Annotated in this window: 15 protein-coding genes; 11 read left to right on the forward strand and 4 right to left on the reverse strand. The window is 72.0% G+C overall.

What is annotated here, in order from left to right:
- Window positions 1–16: 16 nt before the first annotated feature.
- The 3 genes from JCO01S_RS04680 to JCO01S_RS04690 all read right to left on the reverse strand — a co-directional run bounded on the left by JCO01S_RS04680 (window position 17) and on the right by JCO01S_RS04690 (window position 3,983).
- On the reverse strand, window positions 17–1,102 hold the full coding sequence (locus tag JCO01S_RS04680) for a threonine aldolase family protein (protein ID WP_068251466.1): 1,086 nt from the start codon (window positions 1,100–1,102) through the stop codon (window positions 17–19).
- On the reverse strand, window positions 1,099–3,330 hold the full coding sequence (locus JCO01S_RS16405; RefSeq protein WP_068251674.1) for a DUF6421 family protein: 2,232 nt from the start codon (window positions 3,328–3,330) through the stop codon (window positions 1,099–1,101). Before JCO01S_RS16405 ends, JCO01S_RS04680 begins: the two co-directional genes overlap by 4 nt.
- Window positions 3,331–3,434: 104 nt before the next feature.
- Entirely contained in the window at window positions 3,435–3,983 is a 549-nt protein-coding gene (locus JCO01S_RS04690; RefSeq protein ID WP_157074481.1) for a hypothetical protein, read from the reverse strand.
- Between the two features lie 136 nt (window positions 3,984–4,119).
- Between JCO01S_RS04690 and JCO01S_RS04695 the strand changes: the two genes are divergently transcribed.
- From JCO01S_RS04695 to JCO01S_RS04730, 8 genes are read left to right on the forward strand one after another with little or no spacing between them, the layout of a single operon-like run.
- Window positions 4,120–5,583, forward strand: a complete 1,464-nt coding sequence (locus JCO01S_RS04695) for an NAD-dependent succinate-semialdehyde dehydrogenase (RefSeq protein ID WP_068251472.1) — start codon at window positions 4,120–4,122, stop codon at window positions 5,581–5,583.
- Window positions 5,564–6,031: a guanyl-specific ribonuclease gene (locus tag JCO01S_RS04700; RefSeq protein WP_068251475.1), complete on the forward strand. Its 468-nt coding sequence runs from the start codon at window positions 5,564–5,566 to the stop codon at window positions 6,029–6,031. The genes JCO01S_RS04695 and JCO01S_RS04700 overlap by 20 nt, the downstream gene beginning before the upstream one ends.
- A complete protein-coding gene (locus tag JCO01S_RS04705) occupies window positions 6,028–6,363 on the forward strand; it encodes a barstar family protein (protein WP_068251478.1) in 336 nt (111 codons plus the stop codon). Before JCO01S_RS04700 ends, JCO01S_RS04705 begins: the two co-directional genes overlap by 4 nt.
- A 32-nt stretch (window positions 6,364–6,395) precedes the next feature.
- On the forward strand, window positions 6,396–6,896 hold the full coding sequence (locus JCO01S_RS04710) for an acyl-CoA thioesterase (RefSeq protein WP_218002220.1): 501 nt from the start codon (window positions 6,396–6,398) through the stop codon (window positions 6,894–6,896).
- A complete protein-coding gene (gene dxr, locus JCO01S_RS04715) occupies window positions 6,893–8,083 on the forward strand; it encodes a 1-deoxy-D-xylulose-5-phosphate reductoisomerase (RefSeq protein ID WP_068251481.1) in 1,191 nt (396 codons plus the stop codon). Before JCO01S_RS04710 ends, dxr begins: the two co-directional genes overlap by 4 nt.
- A gap of 12 nt (window positions 8,084–8,095) precedes the next feature.
- Window positions 8,096–9,433, forward strand: a complete 1,338-nt coding sequence (locus tag JCO01S_RS04720) for a M50 family metallopeptidase (protein ID WP_068251484.1) — start codon at window positions 8,096–8,098, stop codon at window positions 9,431–9,433.
- A gap of 29 nt (window positions 9,434–9,462) precedes the next feature.
- Window positions 9,463–10,620, forward strand: coding sequence for a flavodoxin-dependent (E)-4-hydroxy-3-methylbut-2-enyl-diphosphate synthase (gene ispG, locus JCO01S_RS04725; RefSeq protein ID WP_068251680.1), 1,158 nt, complete (start codon window positions 9,463–9,465; stop codon window positions 10,618–10,620).
- Window positions 10,621–10,634: 14 nt separating this feature from the next.
- Complete coding sequence (locus tag JCO01S_RS04730; RefSeq protein WP_084342631.1) at window positions 10,635–11,483, forward strand: GNAT family N-acetyltransferase; 849 nt, start codon at window positions 10,635–10,637, stop codon at window positions 11,481–11,483.
- A gap of 8 nt (window positions 11,484–11,491) precedes the next feature.
- On the opposite strand, the gene JCO01S_RS04735 is transcribed toward JCO01S_RS04730, so the two are convergent.
- Window positions 11,492–12,460, reverse strand: a complete 969-nt coding sequence (locus JCO01S_RS04735) for a zinc-binding dehydrogenase (RefSeq protein WP_068251487.1) — start codon at window positions 12,458–12,460, stop codon at window positions 11,492–11,494.
- 118 nt (window positions 12,461–12,578) lie between these two features.
- On the opposite strand from JCO01S_RS04735, the gene poxB reads away from it, so the two are divergent.
- The 3 genes from poxB to JCO01S_RS04750 are packed head-to-tail and all read left to right on the forward strand — an operon-like array spanning window position 12,579 to window position 15,494.
- Entirely contained in the window at window positions 12,579–14,303 is a 1,725-nt protein-coding gene (gene poxB / locus JCO01S_RS04740) for a ubiquinone-dependent pyruvate dehydrogenase (RefSeq protein WP_068251490.1), read from the forward strand.
- Window positions 14,304–14,313: 10 nt separating this feature from the next.
- Window positions 14,314–14,724 carry a DoxX family protein gene (locus tag JCO01S_RS04745; protein WP_068251493.1) on the forward strand — a complete coding sequence of 137 codons (411 nt, stop codon included), beginning with the start codon at window positions 14,314–14,316 and terminating at the stop codon, window positions 14,722–14,724.
- Window positions 14,721–15,494: an SIR2 family NAD-dependent protein deacylase gene (locus JCO01S_RS04750; protein ID WP_084342641.1), complete on the forward strand. Its 774-nt coding sequence runs from the start codon at window positions 14,721–14,723 to the stop codon at window positions 15,492–15,494. Before JCO01S_RS04745 ends, JCO01S_RS04750 begins: the two co-directional genes overlap by 4 nt.
- The last annotated feature ends 81 nt before the right edge of the window (window positions 15,495–15,575 follow it).

Below are 15,575 nucleotides of genomic sequence, written 5' to 3' on the forward strand. Positions count from 1 at the left end.
GGGACGCACGAAATGTTCACCGGCTGGTCATCTCCGTGCGGACGGCCTCGGCGAAGGCGTCGACGTCGGCCTCGGTCGTGTCCCAGGCGCACATCCACCGGACCTGGCCGGTCGTCTCGTCCCAGAAGTAGAAGCGGAAGCGCTCCATGAGCCGCTCGCTCGCGACGCGGGGGAGGATGGGGAAGACCGCATTGGCCTCGACCCGGGTCACCAGCCGCACCCCCTCGATGCCGGCCACGGCGTCGGAGAGCCGGCGGGCCATCGCATTGGCGTGCAGGGCGTTGCGCCGCCACAGGTCCCCCTCGAAGAGGGCGATGAGCTGGGCGGAGATGAAGCGCATCTTGCTCGCCAGCTGCATCGACTGCATGCGCAGCCAGACGAGGCCCGCGACCCGCTCGGGGGAGAGGACGACGACCGCCTCGGCGAGCATAGCGCCGATCTTCGTGCCGCCGAGGGAGAGGATGTCGACCCCGACGTCGGTGGTCAGCTCGCGCAGCCCGACGCCCAGGGCGGCAGCGGCGTTGGACAGGCGGGAGCCGTCCAGGTGCAGCACCCAGCCACGCTCGTGGACCGCATCGGCGACCGCACGGATCTCGGCCGGGGTGTAGACCGTGCCGACCTCGGTGGAGTTGGTGATCGAGACGATCCCGATCTGGGCGAAGTGCTCGTCGCCGGTCCGGTCGGGGTAGGCGGCGATGAGCTCGGGTGTGAGCTTGCCGTCCGGGGTGTCGATGACGTTGACCCGCAGCCCGCCGATCCGCTCCGGAGCGCCGGCCTCGTCGGCGTGGATGTGGGCGGTCGAGGTGGCCAGCACCGACGCCCAGCGGGGCGTGGCCGCCTGCAGGGCGAGGACATTGGCCCCGGTGCCGTTGAAGACCGGGTAGACCTCCACCGCCGCGCCGAAGACCTCACCGAGCACCTCGTTCAGGCGGGCGGTGTACACGTCCTCGCCGTAGGCGACCTGGTGCCCGCCGTTGGCGGCGACGATCGCCGCGAGCACCTCGGGGTGGATCCCGGCGTAGTTGTCGCTGGCGAAACCCCGCTCGGCGGGGTCGTGGATCGGAGCGAAGGGGGTGGGCTCGGTCGTGGTCGTGTCGGTCACGCCGACATCCTGCCTTCCTGCTCGAGGGAGCGGGAGTCCGCCCCGGACTCCTCGGCCCGCGGGTCGTGGGTGCCGGTGAGGCCCCGGGTGGAGTCGATGACGGGGGCGAGCTTCTTGCGCAGCGCCTCGAAGAAGACGTTGAGCGGGAACTCGTCGGGCAGCACGGCGTCGTTCAGGCCCTTGCGGGGACCGTCGAGGGGGAGGCCGGCGGCCCCCTTCGCCCAGGCGGACGCCGGGTGCGGCGCGACGTACCGGCTGATGAACTCGTGGGCGGCCATCCAGTGGCCCACCTTCGAGCGGTCGATGCCGTCGCGGTAGAGCCGCTCCACCTCGTCGGAGAGGGCGACCACGGTCTGCGGCACCCGGCTCCAGTCGAAGGTCAGGCGGTTGTCGGTCCAGCGCAGCGCGTCGTGCTGGTGCAGCCACGCGAAGAGCAGCTGGCCGCCGAGGCCGTCGTAGTTGCGGTGGCGCTCGCCGGTGACGGGGAAGCGGAAGCCCCGGTCGAAGATGATCGCCAGCTGCACCGCGCGGGCGTAGGGGTGGCCCTCCTCGGCGAGCCGCACGCACTGCCGGAAGGTGTTCAGGTCGCAGCGCAGCTCCTCCAGCGCGTACATCCAGTACGGCATCCGCTGCTTGATCATGAAGGGGTCGAAGGGCAGGTCCCCGTGGCTGTGGGTGCGGTCGTGCACGAGGTCCCACATGGCGAAGGCGGACTGCGCCAGCTCCTGGGAGGCCACGAGCCGCTCGCCCTCCGGCGGCAGCTCGAGGTCGAGGATCTCCGCGGCCGCGGCGGTGACCCGGCGGAAGCGGGCGGCCTCGCGGTCGGAGAAGATTGCCCCCCAGTGGAAGGTCGGCACCTCGCGCACCGCCACCGTCTCGGGGAAGAGCACCGCGGAGTTGGTGTCGTAGCCGGGGGTGTGGTCGAGGAACTGCACCGAGAGGAACATCGGGTTCTCGAAGTCGGCCTCGACACCCGCGAGCCAGTCCGGCCAGAAGGTGGAGAGGAGCACGGCCTCGAAGACACGGTCCGGGTTGCCGTTCTGGGTGTACATCGGGAAGAGGACGAGGTGCTCGGCGCCGTCGACGCGGTGGCGGTCGGGCCGGAAGGCCTGCAGACTCATCAGGAAGTCGGGCACGCCGAAGCCGCCGTCGACCCAGCGCTGCAGGTCGACCGGCAGCGCGGCGAGGTAGTCCGCGTCGTGCGGGAAGCGCGGGGCGAGCTCGCCGACCCGCGCGATCATCTCGGCCACGAGTGCCGCGGCCCGCTCCCGGTCCGCCTCGGGGCGAAGGGAGCCGTCCGTCGCCTGGAGCAGGCGCAGCTCCTCCACGGCGGCCTTGAGCGCGTGCCACTCCTCGGGGACCGCCCTTCGAGGCTCAGCGCCGGGGGCGCTTCGCACCTCAGGGACCGCCCCCGAACCGGTTGCTGAGGTGCGAAGGCCGCCTCCGGCCGGAGCCTCGAAGCGCCGGGACCCGTTCCCTGCCCACGTGATCAGGTTGACCCAGAACTCCTCGTGGTCCAGCTCGCCGATGGAGTCATCGCCCACGAGGTCGGAGTCGGCGAGCACGACGACGCGTCCCTGCCCGTGCTCGAGGGTGACGGCCAACGGCTGGCCGGCGGGGTGGGCGGTGCCGCTGGTGCGGGCGAGGACGCGGGCTGTCGGTGCACCGGAGGTGTCGATCGTGCCGGCGCGGTAGAAGCAGAGCTCCTCGATCCCGGCCATGACGCCCTGGCCGGGGCCGGCGTCGGTCTCGGCGAGGACCCAGGTGGCGTTGGCGTGGTGGCGGTGCCCGCCGTCGCGGGACTCGTGGACGAGGGTGGAGACGAGGTGCAGACCGAAGCGCGCGAGCACCTCGCCGATGTTGTTGCCGTGCGAGTCCTGGTCGCACTCCCCGAGGACGACGAGCCCGCCGCCGGCGACCACGTGCTCGGTCACGGCATCGATCTCGGCGGGGCTCAGGACCGGGGGCAGGTCGCCGGCCACCCGCTCGCTCGCCGCCGCGGCGAGGTGGGGGAGGACGAGGACGTCGACACCCGCGAGCGCCTCCGGGGTCAGCTCACCGCTCTCGTGGGCGCGCACGTCGCTGCCCCGCTCGCGCAGCACGGCGACCGAGCGCGCGAGGCTGGCATCGGCCGGGTTGGCGGGGTTCATCCGCTCGGCGACCGCGGGGTCGATGGACCAGGCGCTGCTGTGCGCCTGGTCGAGCAGGACATGGGTGAACGGGGACACGGGGACCACCCTCCAGGACGAGATGCGGGATTTCCGGCACCTTCAGGATCTCAGAACAGGATGATCTTCGCCAGTTTCCGCCTGGCCATGCAGGATTTGTGACGTCAGCAGCTCGGAACGTCGGGGTATTCCGGAGAACCGGGCAGGCCGAGGGTGCCGAACTCCCACTCCTCCAGGGTGTCGTTCCACGAGGCCCAGCCGGCCATGTGCACCGGTTCACCGCCCGCCTCGCCCTGCAGCAGGTAGCAGGGACCGTGCACGCCGTCCTCGGTCCACCGGGCGCCCTCGAAGTCCCAGTCCGCGCCCTCGAAGATCCGCAGGCTCTTGTCCACGATGCTCTGGTCCTCGGGCGTCGGCGCGTAGAGGACGTCCGCGACCGCGGCGCGGTCGCCGGAGCCCATCGCCTCGGCGAAGGAGCGCAGCGCCTCGTTGGCCTTGCGGTCCTCGCCCTCGACCTGCGGCTTCGGCTTCTTCAGCGAGTACTTCTTCACCACCGACGGCGGTCCCGGCTCGGAGGCCTCGGCGGAGGACGGCGAGGAATTGCCGCCCCCGTCGGCCGACTCCGAGGAGCCCCCGCCGGAGCAGGCCGTGAGGGCCAGGGCGAGGCCGGCCACTCCTGAACCGAGGCGAAGGGCCCATCGTCGGTCGCGCATGTACTGTCTCCGCCTTCTGCTCGTCTCGGCCGGGTCACCGCAAACGGTACGTGCCACGGGGGAGGGTCGAAACTCGAGCGGCGGTGGCACGCGCCGAGGGTGACCGTCGTCACCGTCACCCTCTACCGTGTGCTCCATGCCAGCCGTGACGCAGAAGTCCGCACTCGAATTCGCCCCCACGGGCCTCTATGTCGACGGGCGGTGGCGCCCGGCGACGGGCGGGGCCACCTTCGCCGTCCACGACCCCGCCACCGGGCGCACCCTCACCGAGGTCGCCGATGCCTCCGTCGAGGACGGCAGGGCCGCCCTGGACGCGGCGGTCGCGGCCCAGGCGGACTGGGCCGCGACGGATCCGCGCGAGCGCTCGGAGATCCTGCGCCGGGCCTTCGAGCTGCTCACCGGGCGGGCCGAGACCTTCGCGATGTTGATGACCCTCGAGATGGGCAAGTCGCTGGCCGAGTCCCGTGGCGAGGTCACCTACGGGGCGGAGTTCTTCCGGTGGTTCGCCGAGGAGGCGGTGCGCATCCACGGCCGCTACGCCGTGGCCCCGAGCGGTGGCACCCGGCTGGTGACCATGCGCCAGCCGGTCGGCCCGGTCATGGCGATCACGCCGTGGAACTTCCCGCTCGCGATGGGCACCCGCAAGGTCGGCCCGGCGCTCGCGGCCGGGTGCACGGTGGTGCTCAAGCCCGCCGGCGAGACCCCGCTGACCACCCTCGCCCTGGCCCGCGTGCTCGAGGAGGCCGGACTGCCCGCCGGCGTGCTCAACGTCATCACGACGAGCCGGACCGCCGAGGTCAGCGAGCCGATCATCCGCGACCCGCGGCTGCGCAAGCTGACCTTCACCGGCTCCACCGGCGTCGGCCGCACCCTCGTCGGGCAGTCCGCGGACCAGCTGCTGCGGGTCTCCATGGAGCTCGGCGGCAATGCCCCCTTCCTCGTCTTCGAGGACGCCGACCTGGAGCGGGCGGTCGACGGCGCGATGCTGGCGAAGATGCGCAACATCGGCGAGGCGTGCACCGCGGCCAACCGCTTCATCGTCCACGAGTCGGTCGCCGAGGAGTTCTCCGCCCGGCTGGCCGAGCGCATGGGCGCCCTGACCGTCGGCAAGGGCACGGCGAAGGGGGCCGAGGTCGGCCCCCTCATCACCGAGGCGGCCCGTGGCAACGTCGCCGAACTGGTCGAGGACGCCGTCACGAAGGGGGCCACCGTGCTCACCGGAGGCGAGGTGCCGACCGGCAAGGGCTGGTTCTACCCGCCGACCGTGCTCGCCGACGTGCCCGAGGGGGCCCGGGTGCTGCGGGAGGAGATCTTCGGCCCGGTCGCGCCGATCACCACGTTCACGAGCGAGGAGGAGGCGATCCGGCTGGCCAACTCCAGCGAGTACGGGCTCGTCGCCTACGCCTTCACCGAGGACGGCGCCCGCACCCTGCGGGTGAGCGAGGCCCTCGAGTTCGGGATGGTCGGGATCAACCAGGGCGTCGTGTCCAACCCGGCGGCCCCCTTCGGCGGGGTCAAGCACTCCGGCTTCGGGCGCGAGGGCGGCTTCGAGGGGATCGAGGAGTACCTCGAGACGAAGTATGTCGGCATCGCGCCCTGAGCCGCGCGGGTGGCGCCGGTGGATCCGGATCGGCGGTGGAGTCTTCCTCCTGCTGGTCGTGGCGTGGATCCTGCTCACCGGGGGAGACCCCCGCGGGATCGGCCGCGGTCCGAACCCGCCCGACACCTCGAGCAGCGCCTCGGCAGGGTCGACCCCGGACTCCGGGCTGGCGACCGTCCCGGCCTCCGAGCTGCCGCCGGAGGGCCGGGAGACCCTGGAGCTGATCCACGACGGCGGGCCCTTCCCCCACGACCGGGACGGGATCACCTTCGAGAACAGGGAGGGGATCCTGCCCGAGGAGGAGCGCGGCTACTACAGCGAGTACACCGTGCCCACCCCCGGCGAGGACGACCGCGGTGCCCGACGCATCGTCAGCGGTGAGGACGGCGACAGCTACTACACGGACGACCACTACGCGAGCTTCCGGCAGATCGAGGAGGGACAGTGATCCATATCGACTCCGAGGGCGTCGACGGGCTGCTCGCCCGCGCCCGCGCGGGCACCGACCGGGTCCACGTCGTCGACGGCGGCACCACGCGCGCGGAGGTGCTCGCCCGCTTCGCCGACGTGCTGGACTTCCCGGAGTGGTTCGGGGGCAACCTCGATGCCCTCATGGACTGCCTGCGCGACGTGGCCGACCGGCACGAGGGCCCGTGGACCCTCGTCTGGGCCCCCGGTGACACCGAGCCGGACGGCGGGGCCGACCCGGGGGTGCTCGGCGTGCTCTCCTCGCTGGAGGAGGAGTACCCGGGGGTCAGCGTCGTCGTGGCCGACCGCTGAGTGCCGGGCGGGCGTTTTGGGAGGATGACCGGGTGACCACACCCACCGACACCCGCATCACCCTCTCCCGAGTCATGTCCAATGCCGAGGCCAACCTCCTGGGCACGGTGCACGGCGGCAACATCATGAAGATGGTCGACGACACCGCCGGGGTCTCGGCCAACCGCTTCGCCCAAGGGCCGGCCGTCACGGCGGCGATGGACGAGATGGCCTTCCACAACCCCGTCCGGGTCGGGGACGTGCTGCACGTGAGCGCCCAGGTCAACTGGGCCGGGCAGACCTCCATGGAGGTGGGCGTGCGTGCCGAGGTCGACCGGTGGGACGCGGTCACCGACCGGGTGCACGTCGCCAGCGCCTACCTGGTCTTCGTGGCCGTGGACGGCGAAGGGGGACCCCGCTCCGTCCCCGAGCTGGCACCGGAGACGCCGGAGGAGCGGCGCCGCTTCCACGAGGCCGAGATCCGCCGGGAGAACCGGCTGGCGAGGCGAACGGCCATCAGCTCCTCCCGCGCCGAGGGGCGGGTGCAGGCATGAGTACCCGGGTCACGCTGCTCGGGTCGACCGGCTCGATCGGGACCCAGGGGCTGCAGGTCATCGGCGGGCACCCCGACCGGTTCGAGGTGGCGGCGATCTCCGGGGGGTCCAACACCGGCCTGCTGGCCAAGCAGGCCGCCCGCTTCCGGCCGGACGTCGTCGCGGCGGCGACCGGGACGGCGGAGGAGCTGCGCGCCGCGGTGGCCACCGCGGCCGACGATGCAGGGGCCACCGGCTACGCCCCGGAGGTCCTCGTCGGCCCGGAGGCGGCCACGGAGGTCGCCGCGAGGGAGACCGACGTCGTGCTCAACGGCATCACCGGCGCCATCGGGCTGCGGCCGACCCTGGCCGCGCTCCGCTCGGGCGCGCGGCTGGCGCTGGCGAACAAGGAGTCGCTGATCATCGGCGGCCCGCTCGTGCGGGCCGCCGCGGGGCCCGGTCAGATCGTGCCGGTGGACTCCGAGCACTCCGCGATCGCGCAGAGCCTGCGGTCGGGGTCCCACGAGGAGGTGCGCCGGCTCGTCGTGACCGCGAGCGGTGGCCCCTTCCGCGGGATGAGCGTGGACGAGCTCGCCGAGGTGACCCCGGAGGCGGCGCTGCAGCACCCGAACTTCGCGATGGGTCGGGTCATCACGACGAACAGCGCCACCCTGGTGAACAAGGGGTTGGAGCTGATCGAGGCGCACCTGCTCTTCGACGTCCCGATGGACTCGATCGAGGCGGTCGTGCACTCGCAGCAGATCATCCACTCGATGGTCGAGTTCCACGACGGCGCCGTCGTCGCCCAGCTCGGGTTGCCGACGATGCTCGTGCCGATCGCGCTCGGGCTCGCCTGGCCGGAGCGACTGGTCGACGTCGAGACGCCCGTGGACTGGACGCAGGCGGCCGACTGGCGCTTCGAGCCCGTCGACCACTCGGCCTTCCCCGCGGTGCGCCTCGCCCAGGAGGTCGGGGCCGCCGGGGGGAGCCGGCCGGCGGTCTACAACGCCGCCAACGAGGTCGCGGTGGACGCCTTCCACGAGGGCCGCTGCGGCTTCCTCGACATCGTCGGCACGGTCGCCGAGGTGGTCCAGCGCCACGACCCGGACGAGCACGACTCCGACACGGTCGAAGGGGTCTTCGCGGCCGATGCGTGGGCTCGCCGCGAGGCCACCGTGGTGCTGGGGGGCGTCCCCGGCCGACAATGAGACGATGACCCCATGCTGCTGTACGCACTCGGGGTCGTGCTGGCCTTCCTCGGGGTCTCGTTGTCGATCGCGTTGCACGAGGTGGGCCACCTCGTGCCTGCCAAGAAGTTCGGCGTGCGCGTGACCCAGTACATGGTCGGCTTCGGACCGACCATCTTCTCGCGTCGCCGCGGGGAGACCGAGTACGGCGTCAAGGCGGTGCCGCTCGGCGGCTACATCCGGATGATCGGGATGTTCCCGCCCGCCCCCGGGCAGGACCCGATGCGGACGCGGGCCTCGAGCACCGGCCGCTTCGGTCAGCTCATCGACGAGGCCCGGCAGCAGAGCCTCGAGGAGGTGCGTCCCGGCGACGACGGGCGGATGTTCTACCAGCTGCCGGTGTGGAAGCGGGTCGTCATCATGTTCGGCGGGCCGGTGATGAACCTGCTCATCGCCCTGGTCCTCTTCACCGGGATCTTCACGCTCCACGGGATCGCCGTGACCACGCCGCAGGTCTCCTCGGTGAGCCAGTGCGTCGACATCTCCCAGGTGGGGCAGTCCTCCAAGGACACGTGCACCTCGGACATGCCGGTCGCCCCGGCCAACGCGGCGGGCATCAAGCCGGGGGACACCATCACGGCGATCAACGGCCACTCGATCTCGACGTGGGACGACGTCAGCCAGGCGATCCGCGGCAACTTGGGCAAGCAGCTGCACATCACCGTCGACCGGGACGGGCGGGCCAAGCAGCTGACCGCGGACCCCATCGTCATGCAGATGCCGGTCTACGACGAGGACGGCAAGGTCGAGCACGAGGCCGACGGGTCGATCCGCAGCGAGCGGGCCGGCTTCCTCGGTGTCTCCGGCACCCGGGAGGTGCAGCCGCAGCCGCTCACGGCCGTGCCCGGTCTCTTCGGCGACGCCCTCGGGGACACCTACGAGCTGCTCGTGAAGATCCCTCAGAAGCTCGTCGGGGTCTCCCAGGCGGCCTTCGGCGACGCGCAACGTGACCCCAACGGGCCGATGTCGGTCGTCGGCGTGGGCCGGGTCGCCGGTGAGGTCGCGAGCTCCGACGTCTTCGGCGACACCTCGGACAAGGCGATCCTGCTCGTCAGCCTGCTCGGCTCGCTCAACCTCGTCCTCTTCGCCTTCAACACCATCCCCCTGCTGCCGCTCGACGGCGGGCACATCGCCGGGGCGCTCTGGGAGGCGGTCAAGCGCGGCTGGGCCCGGGCGCGGCGGCGCCCCGACCCCGGCCCGGTCGACGTGGCCAAGGCGCTGCCGCTCGCCTACGTGGTGGCCCTCGCCTTCATCGGCATGACGCTGCTGCTCGTCTACGCCGACATCGTCTCACCGGTGCGCCTGACCTGATCCCGGGAGCGGGAGCCATAATGGGGGCCATGAACGTCTCCCTGGGAATGCCGAAGGCCCCCGACCCGGTGCTCGCCCCTCGCCGCCGGACCCGCCAGATCAAGGTGGGCTCGGTCGGTGTCGGCAGCGAGAGCCCGATCTCGGTGCAGTCGATGACCACGACCAACACCACGGACGTCAACGCGACGCTGCAGCAGATCGCGGAGCTGACCGCGGCCGGGTGCGACATCGTGCGCGTCGCGTGCCCGAGCGCCGACGACGCCGAGGCGCTGCCGGCGATCGCCCGGCACAGCCAGATCCCGGTGATCGCGGACATCCACTTCCAGCCGAAGTACGTCTACGCCGCGATCGAGGCCGGCTGCGCGGCGGTGCGGGTCAACCCCGGCAACATCCGCAAGTTCGACGACCAGGTCAAGGAGATCGCCCAGGCCGCCAAGGACCACGGCACCTCCATCCGGATCGGCGTCAACGCCGGTTCCCTCGACAAGCGGCTGCTCGAGAAGTACGGCAAGGCCACCCCCGAGGCGCTCGTCGAGTCCGCCGTGTGGGAGGCCTCGCTCTTCGAGGAGCACGACTTCCACGACTTCAAGATCTCGGTCAAGCACAACGACCCGGTGACGATGGTGCGCGCGTACGAGCTGCTCGCCGAGGCGGGCGACTGGCCGCTGCACCTGGGCGTCACCGAGGCCGGTCCGGCCTTCCAGGGGACCATCAAGTCCGCCACCGCCTTCGGTGCCCTTCTCTCGAAGGGGATCGGCGACACCATCCGCGTCTCGCTCTCCGCCCCGCCGGTGGAGGAGGTCAAGGTCGGCCAGCAGATCCTGCAGGGCCTCGGGCTGCGTCCGAGGAAGCTGGAGATCGTCTCCTGCCCGAGCTGCGGCCGGGCCCAGGTCGACGTCTACAAGCTGGCCGACGAGGTGACCGCAGGGCTGGAGGGGCTGACCGTCCCCCTTCGTGTCGCGGTCATGGGCTGCGTCGTCAACGGGCCGGGGGAGGCCCGCGAGGCCGACCTCGGGGTCGCCTCCGGCAACGGCAAGGGGCAGATCTTCGTCAAGGGTGAGGTCATCAAGACCGTGCCCGAGTCCCAGATCGTCGAGACCCTCATCGAGGAGGCCAGCCGGATCGCCGAGGAGATGGGTGAGCCGGTGGACGGGGAGACCGCGGGCGCACAGGTGAGCGTCGGCTGACCTAGGCTGAGAGGGTGCTGCGCACCCGCAACCAACCGATCCGGCTCCTGGGCGTCGACGACGTCGACGATGCCCTGGACCTGTGCGCGGCGGACCCGGCGGCCAATGTCTTCGTCGCCAGCAGGATCCTCGACGGCGGTCTGGGGCACGGCTCCTCCGCCGCCCACGGGTACTTCCGCGAGGGGCAGCTGTCCTCGCTGATCTGGACCGTCGCCAACGTCATCCCGGTCGGCACCGACGTGCAGAGCCGGCTGGCGCTCTCGGAGAAGGTGCGCCGGATGCGGCGCCGGTGCGCCTCCTTCCTCGGTCCGCGGGATCAGGTCCTCGGCCTGTGGCAGGAGGTCGGCGGGAGCTACCCCGCGCCGCGCTCGTTGCGCGCCGAGCAGCCGCTGCTGGGCACCCGCACGCCGCCCTCGGTGCTCGGGGTCGAGCTCGACCCGCGGGTGCGTCCGGCCACCCTCGACGAGGTCGACCTCGTCCTCCCGGCGGCCGAGCACATGTTCACCGAGGAGATCGGCTACCGGCCCTACACCGGCAGCCCGGCCTTCTACCGGGACTCCATCTGGCGGCTCATCCGCGCCGGGCGCACCTATGTCGCCGTCGAGGACGGCCGGGTGATCTTCAAGGCCGACGTCGGGTCGGTCGCGCTGGGGGCCTGCCAGATCCAGGGCGTGTGGTTGGCGCCCGAGCTGCGGGGCCGCGGCATGGCGCCCGCGCTCATGGCCTCGGCGCTGGAGCAGACCCTGGCCGAGCACGCCCCCTTCGCCACGCTCTACGTCAACGACTACAACGCCCCCGCCCTGGCCACCTACCGGCGCGTGGGCATGGAGCAGATCGGGACTTTCGCGACGATCCTCTTCTGAGGCACTCCTCAGAGCGTGAAGACGATCTTCCCGACCTGGTCCCCGGACTCCATCGCCGCGAACCCCTCGCGGGCGGACTCCAGGGGCAGCGTGCGGTCCACGAGCGGGCGGGTCCCGGTGGACTCGAGGAAGCGCACGAGGTCACCCAGCTCCCCCTTCGTGCCCATCGTGGAGCCGATGACGCTCAACTGGAGGAAGAAGATCCTGGTCAGCTGGGCGTCGTCGGGCTTCGGGCCGCTCGTGTGCCCGCACACGACGAGCCGCCCGCCCGGGCGCAGCGAGCGGATCGAGTGCGACCACGTGGCCTGCCCGACCGACTCCATGACGGCGTCGACCTTCTCCGGGAGGCGTTCACCGCTCGGGACGGCCAGGTGGGCACCCAGCTCGCGGGCGCGCCCGAGCTTCTCCTCGCTGCGCGAGGTGGCGATCACGCGCAGGCCGGCGGCGCTCGCGAGGGTGATCAGGGCGGTCGCGACGCCGCCCCCGACGCCCTGGACCAGGACGGTCTCGCCGGGGCGCATCGCGCCGCGCACGAAGAGCATCCGGTAGGCGGTCAGCCACGCGGTCGGCAGGCAGGCGGCCTCGACCATCGAGAGGGACTGCGGCTTGGGCACGACGTTGCCCTTCGGCACGACCACCGTGTCGGCGAAGGTGCCCTGGTGCTTCTCGGAGAGCAACGAGCGGCGCGGGTCGGTCGTCTCGTCGCCGGTGAAGCCGGGGGAGGGGATCACCGAGTGGACGAGGACCTCGCGCCCCTCCTCGTCGAGCCCGGCGGCGTCGCAGCCGAGGATCATCGGCAGCCGCTCCTCGCCGAGGCCCACCCCGCGGAGCGAGAAGAGGTCGTGGTGGTTCAGCGCCGCGGCCTGCACCCGCACCCTCGCCCAACCATCGGGGACCTCCGGCTCGGGACGCTCACCGACCACCAGGCCGGCCAGCGGGTTCTCGGGATTGATGGTCTCGGCGTAGACGGCGCGCACGTGAACTCCTTTGGTCGGGGCGTTGATCTCCCTCACTCTAGGAGGATCCGGGGGGCGCCCGCCCGGGCCGGACCGGATAGCGTGACGGGAAACTTCCGAGCAGCGAGGAGCAGGCCCCATGCCCACAATCGCGGACAACGTCATCGCCACCCTGCGGGCCAACGGGATCAGCCACGCCTACGGGGTGCCCGGCGACTCGCTCAACGGCTTCACCGAGGCGATGCGTCGGGACGGGAACTTCGGCTGGACGTTGGTCCGTCACGAGGAGTCCGCCGCCTTCGCAGCCGGCGCGGAGGCGGAGCTGACCGGCCAGATGACCGTCTGCCTGGGCAGCTGCGGCCCGGGGAACCTGCACCTGATCAACGGTCTCTTCGACGCCCAGCGCTCCCGGGTACCGGTGCTCGCGATCGCCGCGCAGATCCCGAGCGCGGAGATCGGCAGCGGATACTTCCAGGAGACCCACCCGCAGAACCTCTTCCAGGAGTGCAGCGTCTACTGCGAGATGGTCTCCTCCGCCGACCAGATGCCGCGGATGCTGCAGACCGCGATGCGGGCGGCCATCCAGCAGCGTGGCGTGGCGGTGCTCGTCGTCCCCGGTGACGTCGCCCAGGCCGAGGCGGTCGACAACCGGGTCACCGTCATCGAGCGGGCGCGGGCCCGGACGCTTCCCGAGGCCGACCAGCTGCAGGCGGCCGCCGACCTGCTCAACGGGTCCAAGCGCACCACCATGCTCGTCGGCGTCGGCGCCGAGGGGGCCAAGGAGGCGGTCCTCGAACTGGCCGACACCCTCGCCGCGCCGGTGGTGCACTCGCTGCGGGGCAAGCAGCACGTGGAGGGGGACAACCCGTTCGACGTCGGGCTGACCGGGCTGCTCGGCTTCGCCTCCGGGTACCGGGCGATGGAGAAGGCCGACACGATCCTCATGCTCGGCACGGACTTCCCCTACCGGCAGTTCTACCCCGAGCACGCGAGGATCATCCAGGTCGACCTGCGCGGGGAGCAGCTGGGCAAACGCACCCCGCTCGACCTGGGGCTCGTCGGGGACGTGCGCGAGACCGTGGGCGCACTCCTGCCCATGCTGAAGAGGAACCGGAGCCGCGGTCACCTCGAGGAGTCGGTCAAGCACTACGTGCGCACCCGCAAGGACCTGGACGACCTGGCGGTGCCCGCCAAGCGGCGCCGGGCCATCCACCCGCAGTACGTCGCGCGGGTGCTCGACGAGCTCGCCAACGACGATGCCGTCTTCATCCCCGACGTCGGCTCCCCGGTCGTCTACGCCTCCCGCTACCTGGAGTGCCGCGGCGACCGGCGCATCATCGGCTCCTTCGTGCACGGCTCGATGGCGGGCGCGGTGCCGCAGGCAGTTGGCGCCCAGACCGCCTTCCCGAAGCGCCAGGTCGTCACCCTCAGCGGCGACGGCGGCCTGACGATGCTCCTGGGCGAGCTGTTGACGGTCAAGCAGCACGACCTGCCGGTGAAGATCGTCGTCTTCAACAACTCCTCGCTGAACTTCGTCGAGCTGGAGATGAAGGCTGCGGGCCTGCCGGACTTCGGCACCGGTCTGGACAACCCCGACTTCTCCACCCTCGCGGAGTCGATGGGCATCAAGGGCTGGCGGGTCACCGAGTCCAAGGACGTGAAGAAGTCGTTGGGCGAGGCTCTGTCGCACGACGGTCCGGCGGTCGTGGACATCGTCACCGAGCGCCAGGAGCTGACCATCCCGCCGGCGATCTCGGCCGAGCAGATCAAGGGCTTCACCCTCTACGCGCTGCGCACGGTGATGTCCGGGCGCGGGGACGAGCTGCTCGACCTCTCCCGGGCGAACCTGCGGCAGATCTTCTGAAAGGAGCGGCATGACCCGAGACACGGACCTGCCCACCGGGCTGCTCTCCGGCCTCTTCCTGGCCTCCGGGACGCTGCACCTGGTCCGTCCGCGGACCTTCGAGCCGATCATCCCCGGCCCGCTGCGCGAGCACGATCGCGCCCTGGTCCGGGCCTCCGGCGTGGCCGAGGTCGCTTGTGGGGCAGGGCTGCTCGTCCCGGCGACCCGACCGCTGGCGGGCGCGAGCAGCGTCGCGCTGCTGGCGGCGGTGTTCCCCGCGAACGTGCAGATGAGCATCGACGCCGTGCGGCGCGCGCAGCGACGCCGCACCCCGAAGTCCCTCGGACTCCTCGCGGGCACCGTGGCACGCCTCCCGCTGCAGTGGCCGATGATCCGGACCGCGGCCCGGGCCGCCGGCTGGGGGCGAAGGGGGCCGGCGTGACCGGGGCGGAGGAGCACCCGCTCCCCGCGGAGGTGCTCGCCGCGGTGCGGGAGGCCCGGCGCATCCTCGTGCTCACCGGGGCGGGGATGAGCGCGGAGTCAGGGATCGCGACCTTCCGGGACGCGCAGACCGGGCTGTGGGAGGAGTTCGACCCCATGCGGCTCGCGACCCCCGAGGCGTGGGCGGAGGACCCGGCCTTCGTCTGGGCCTGGTACGCGTGGCGGATGCATCTCGTGCGGGCCGTGGAGCCCAACGCCGGTCACCGGGCGATCGCCGAGCTGGGCCGGCTGCGCGAGGTGAGCATCGCGACGCAGAACGTCGACGACCTGCACGAGCGCGCCGGCTCGTCGGTGGCCGCGCACGTGCACGGGTCGATCTTCGACCTGCGCTGCAGCGACTGCGGGGCCCCCTTCGTCGGGGAGCCGGAGCTGCCCGAGGAGCCGGTGGAGCGCCTCGACCCGCCGACCTGCCCCGAGTGCGGTGGTGACGTGCGGCCGGGCGTCGTCTGGTTCGGCGAGATGCTGCCCGAGGATGCGGTGGCCGCGACCGAGGCGGCGCTCGAGGCGCTGGAGCCGGGCGACGTCTGCCTCGTCGTGGGTACCTCCGGCCTCGTCTTCCCCGCGGCGGGCTACCCGGCGATGGCCCGGTCCGAGGGGGCCACCGTGATCGAGGTCAACCCCGTCGAGACCGAGATCTCCGACATGTGCCACCACGTCGTCCGGGGGAGCGCGGCGCAGGTGCTGCCGCGGATCGTCGCGGCGCTGGGCTGACACGGGGCCGGGTCCGCTCGCGCACGTCGGTGCCGCGGCTGGGGACCGGCCCGGCAGATAGGCTGGGGGCCAGTTCCCCCA

It is taken from the genome of Janibacter corallicola NBRC 107790 (genome assembly GCF_001570965.1).
In the GTDB taxonomy this organism is placed as follows: domain Bacteria; phylum Actinomycetota; class Actinomycetes; order Actinomycetales; family Dermatophilaceae; genus Janibacter; species Janibacter corallicola.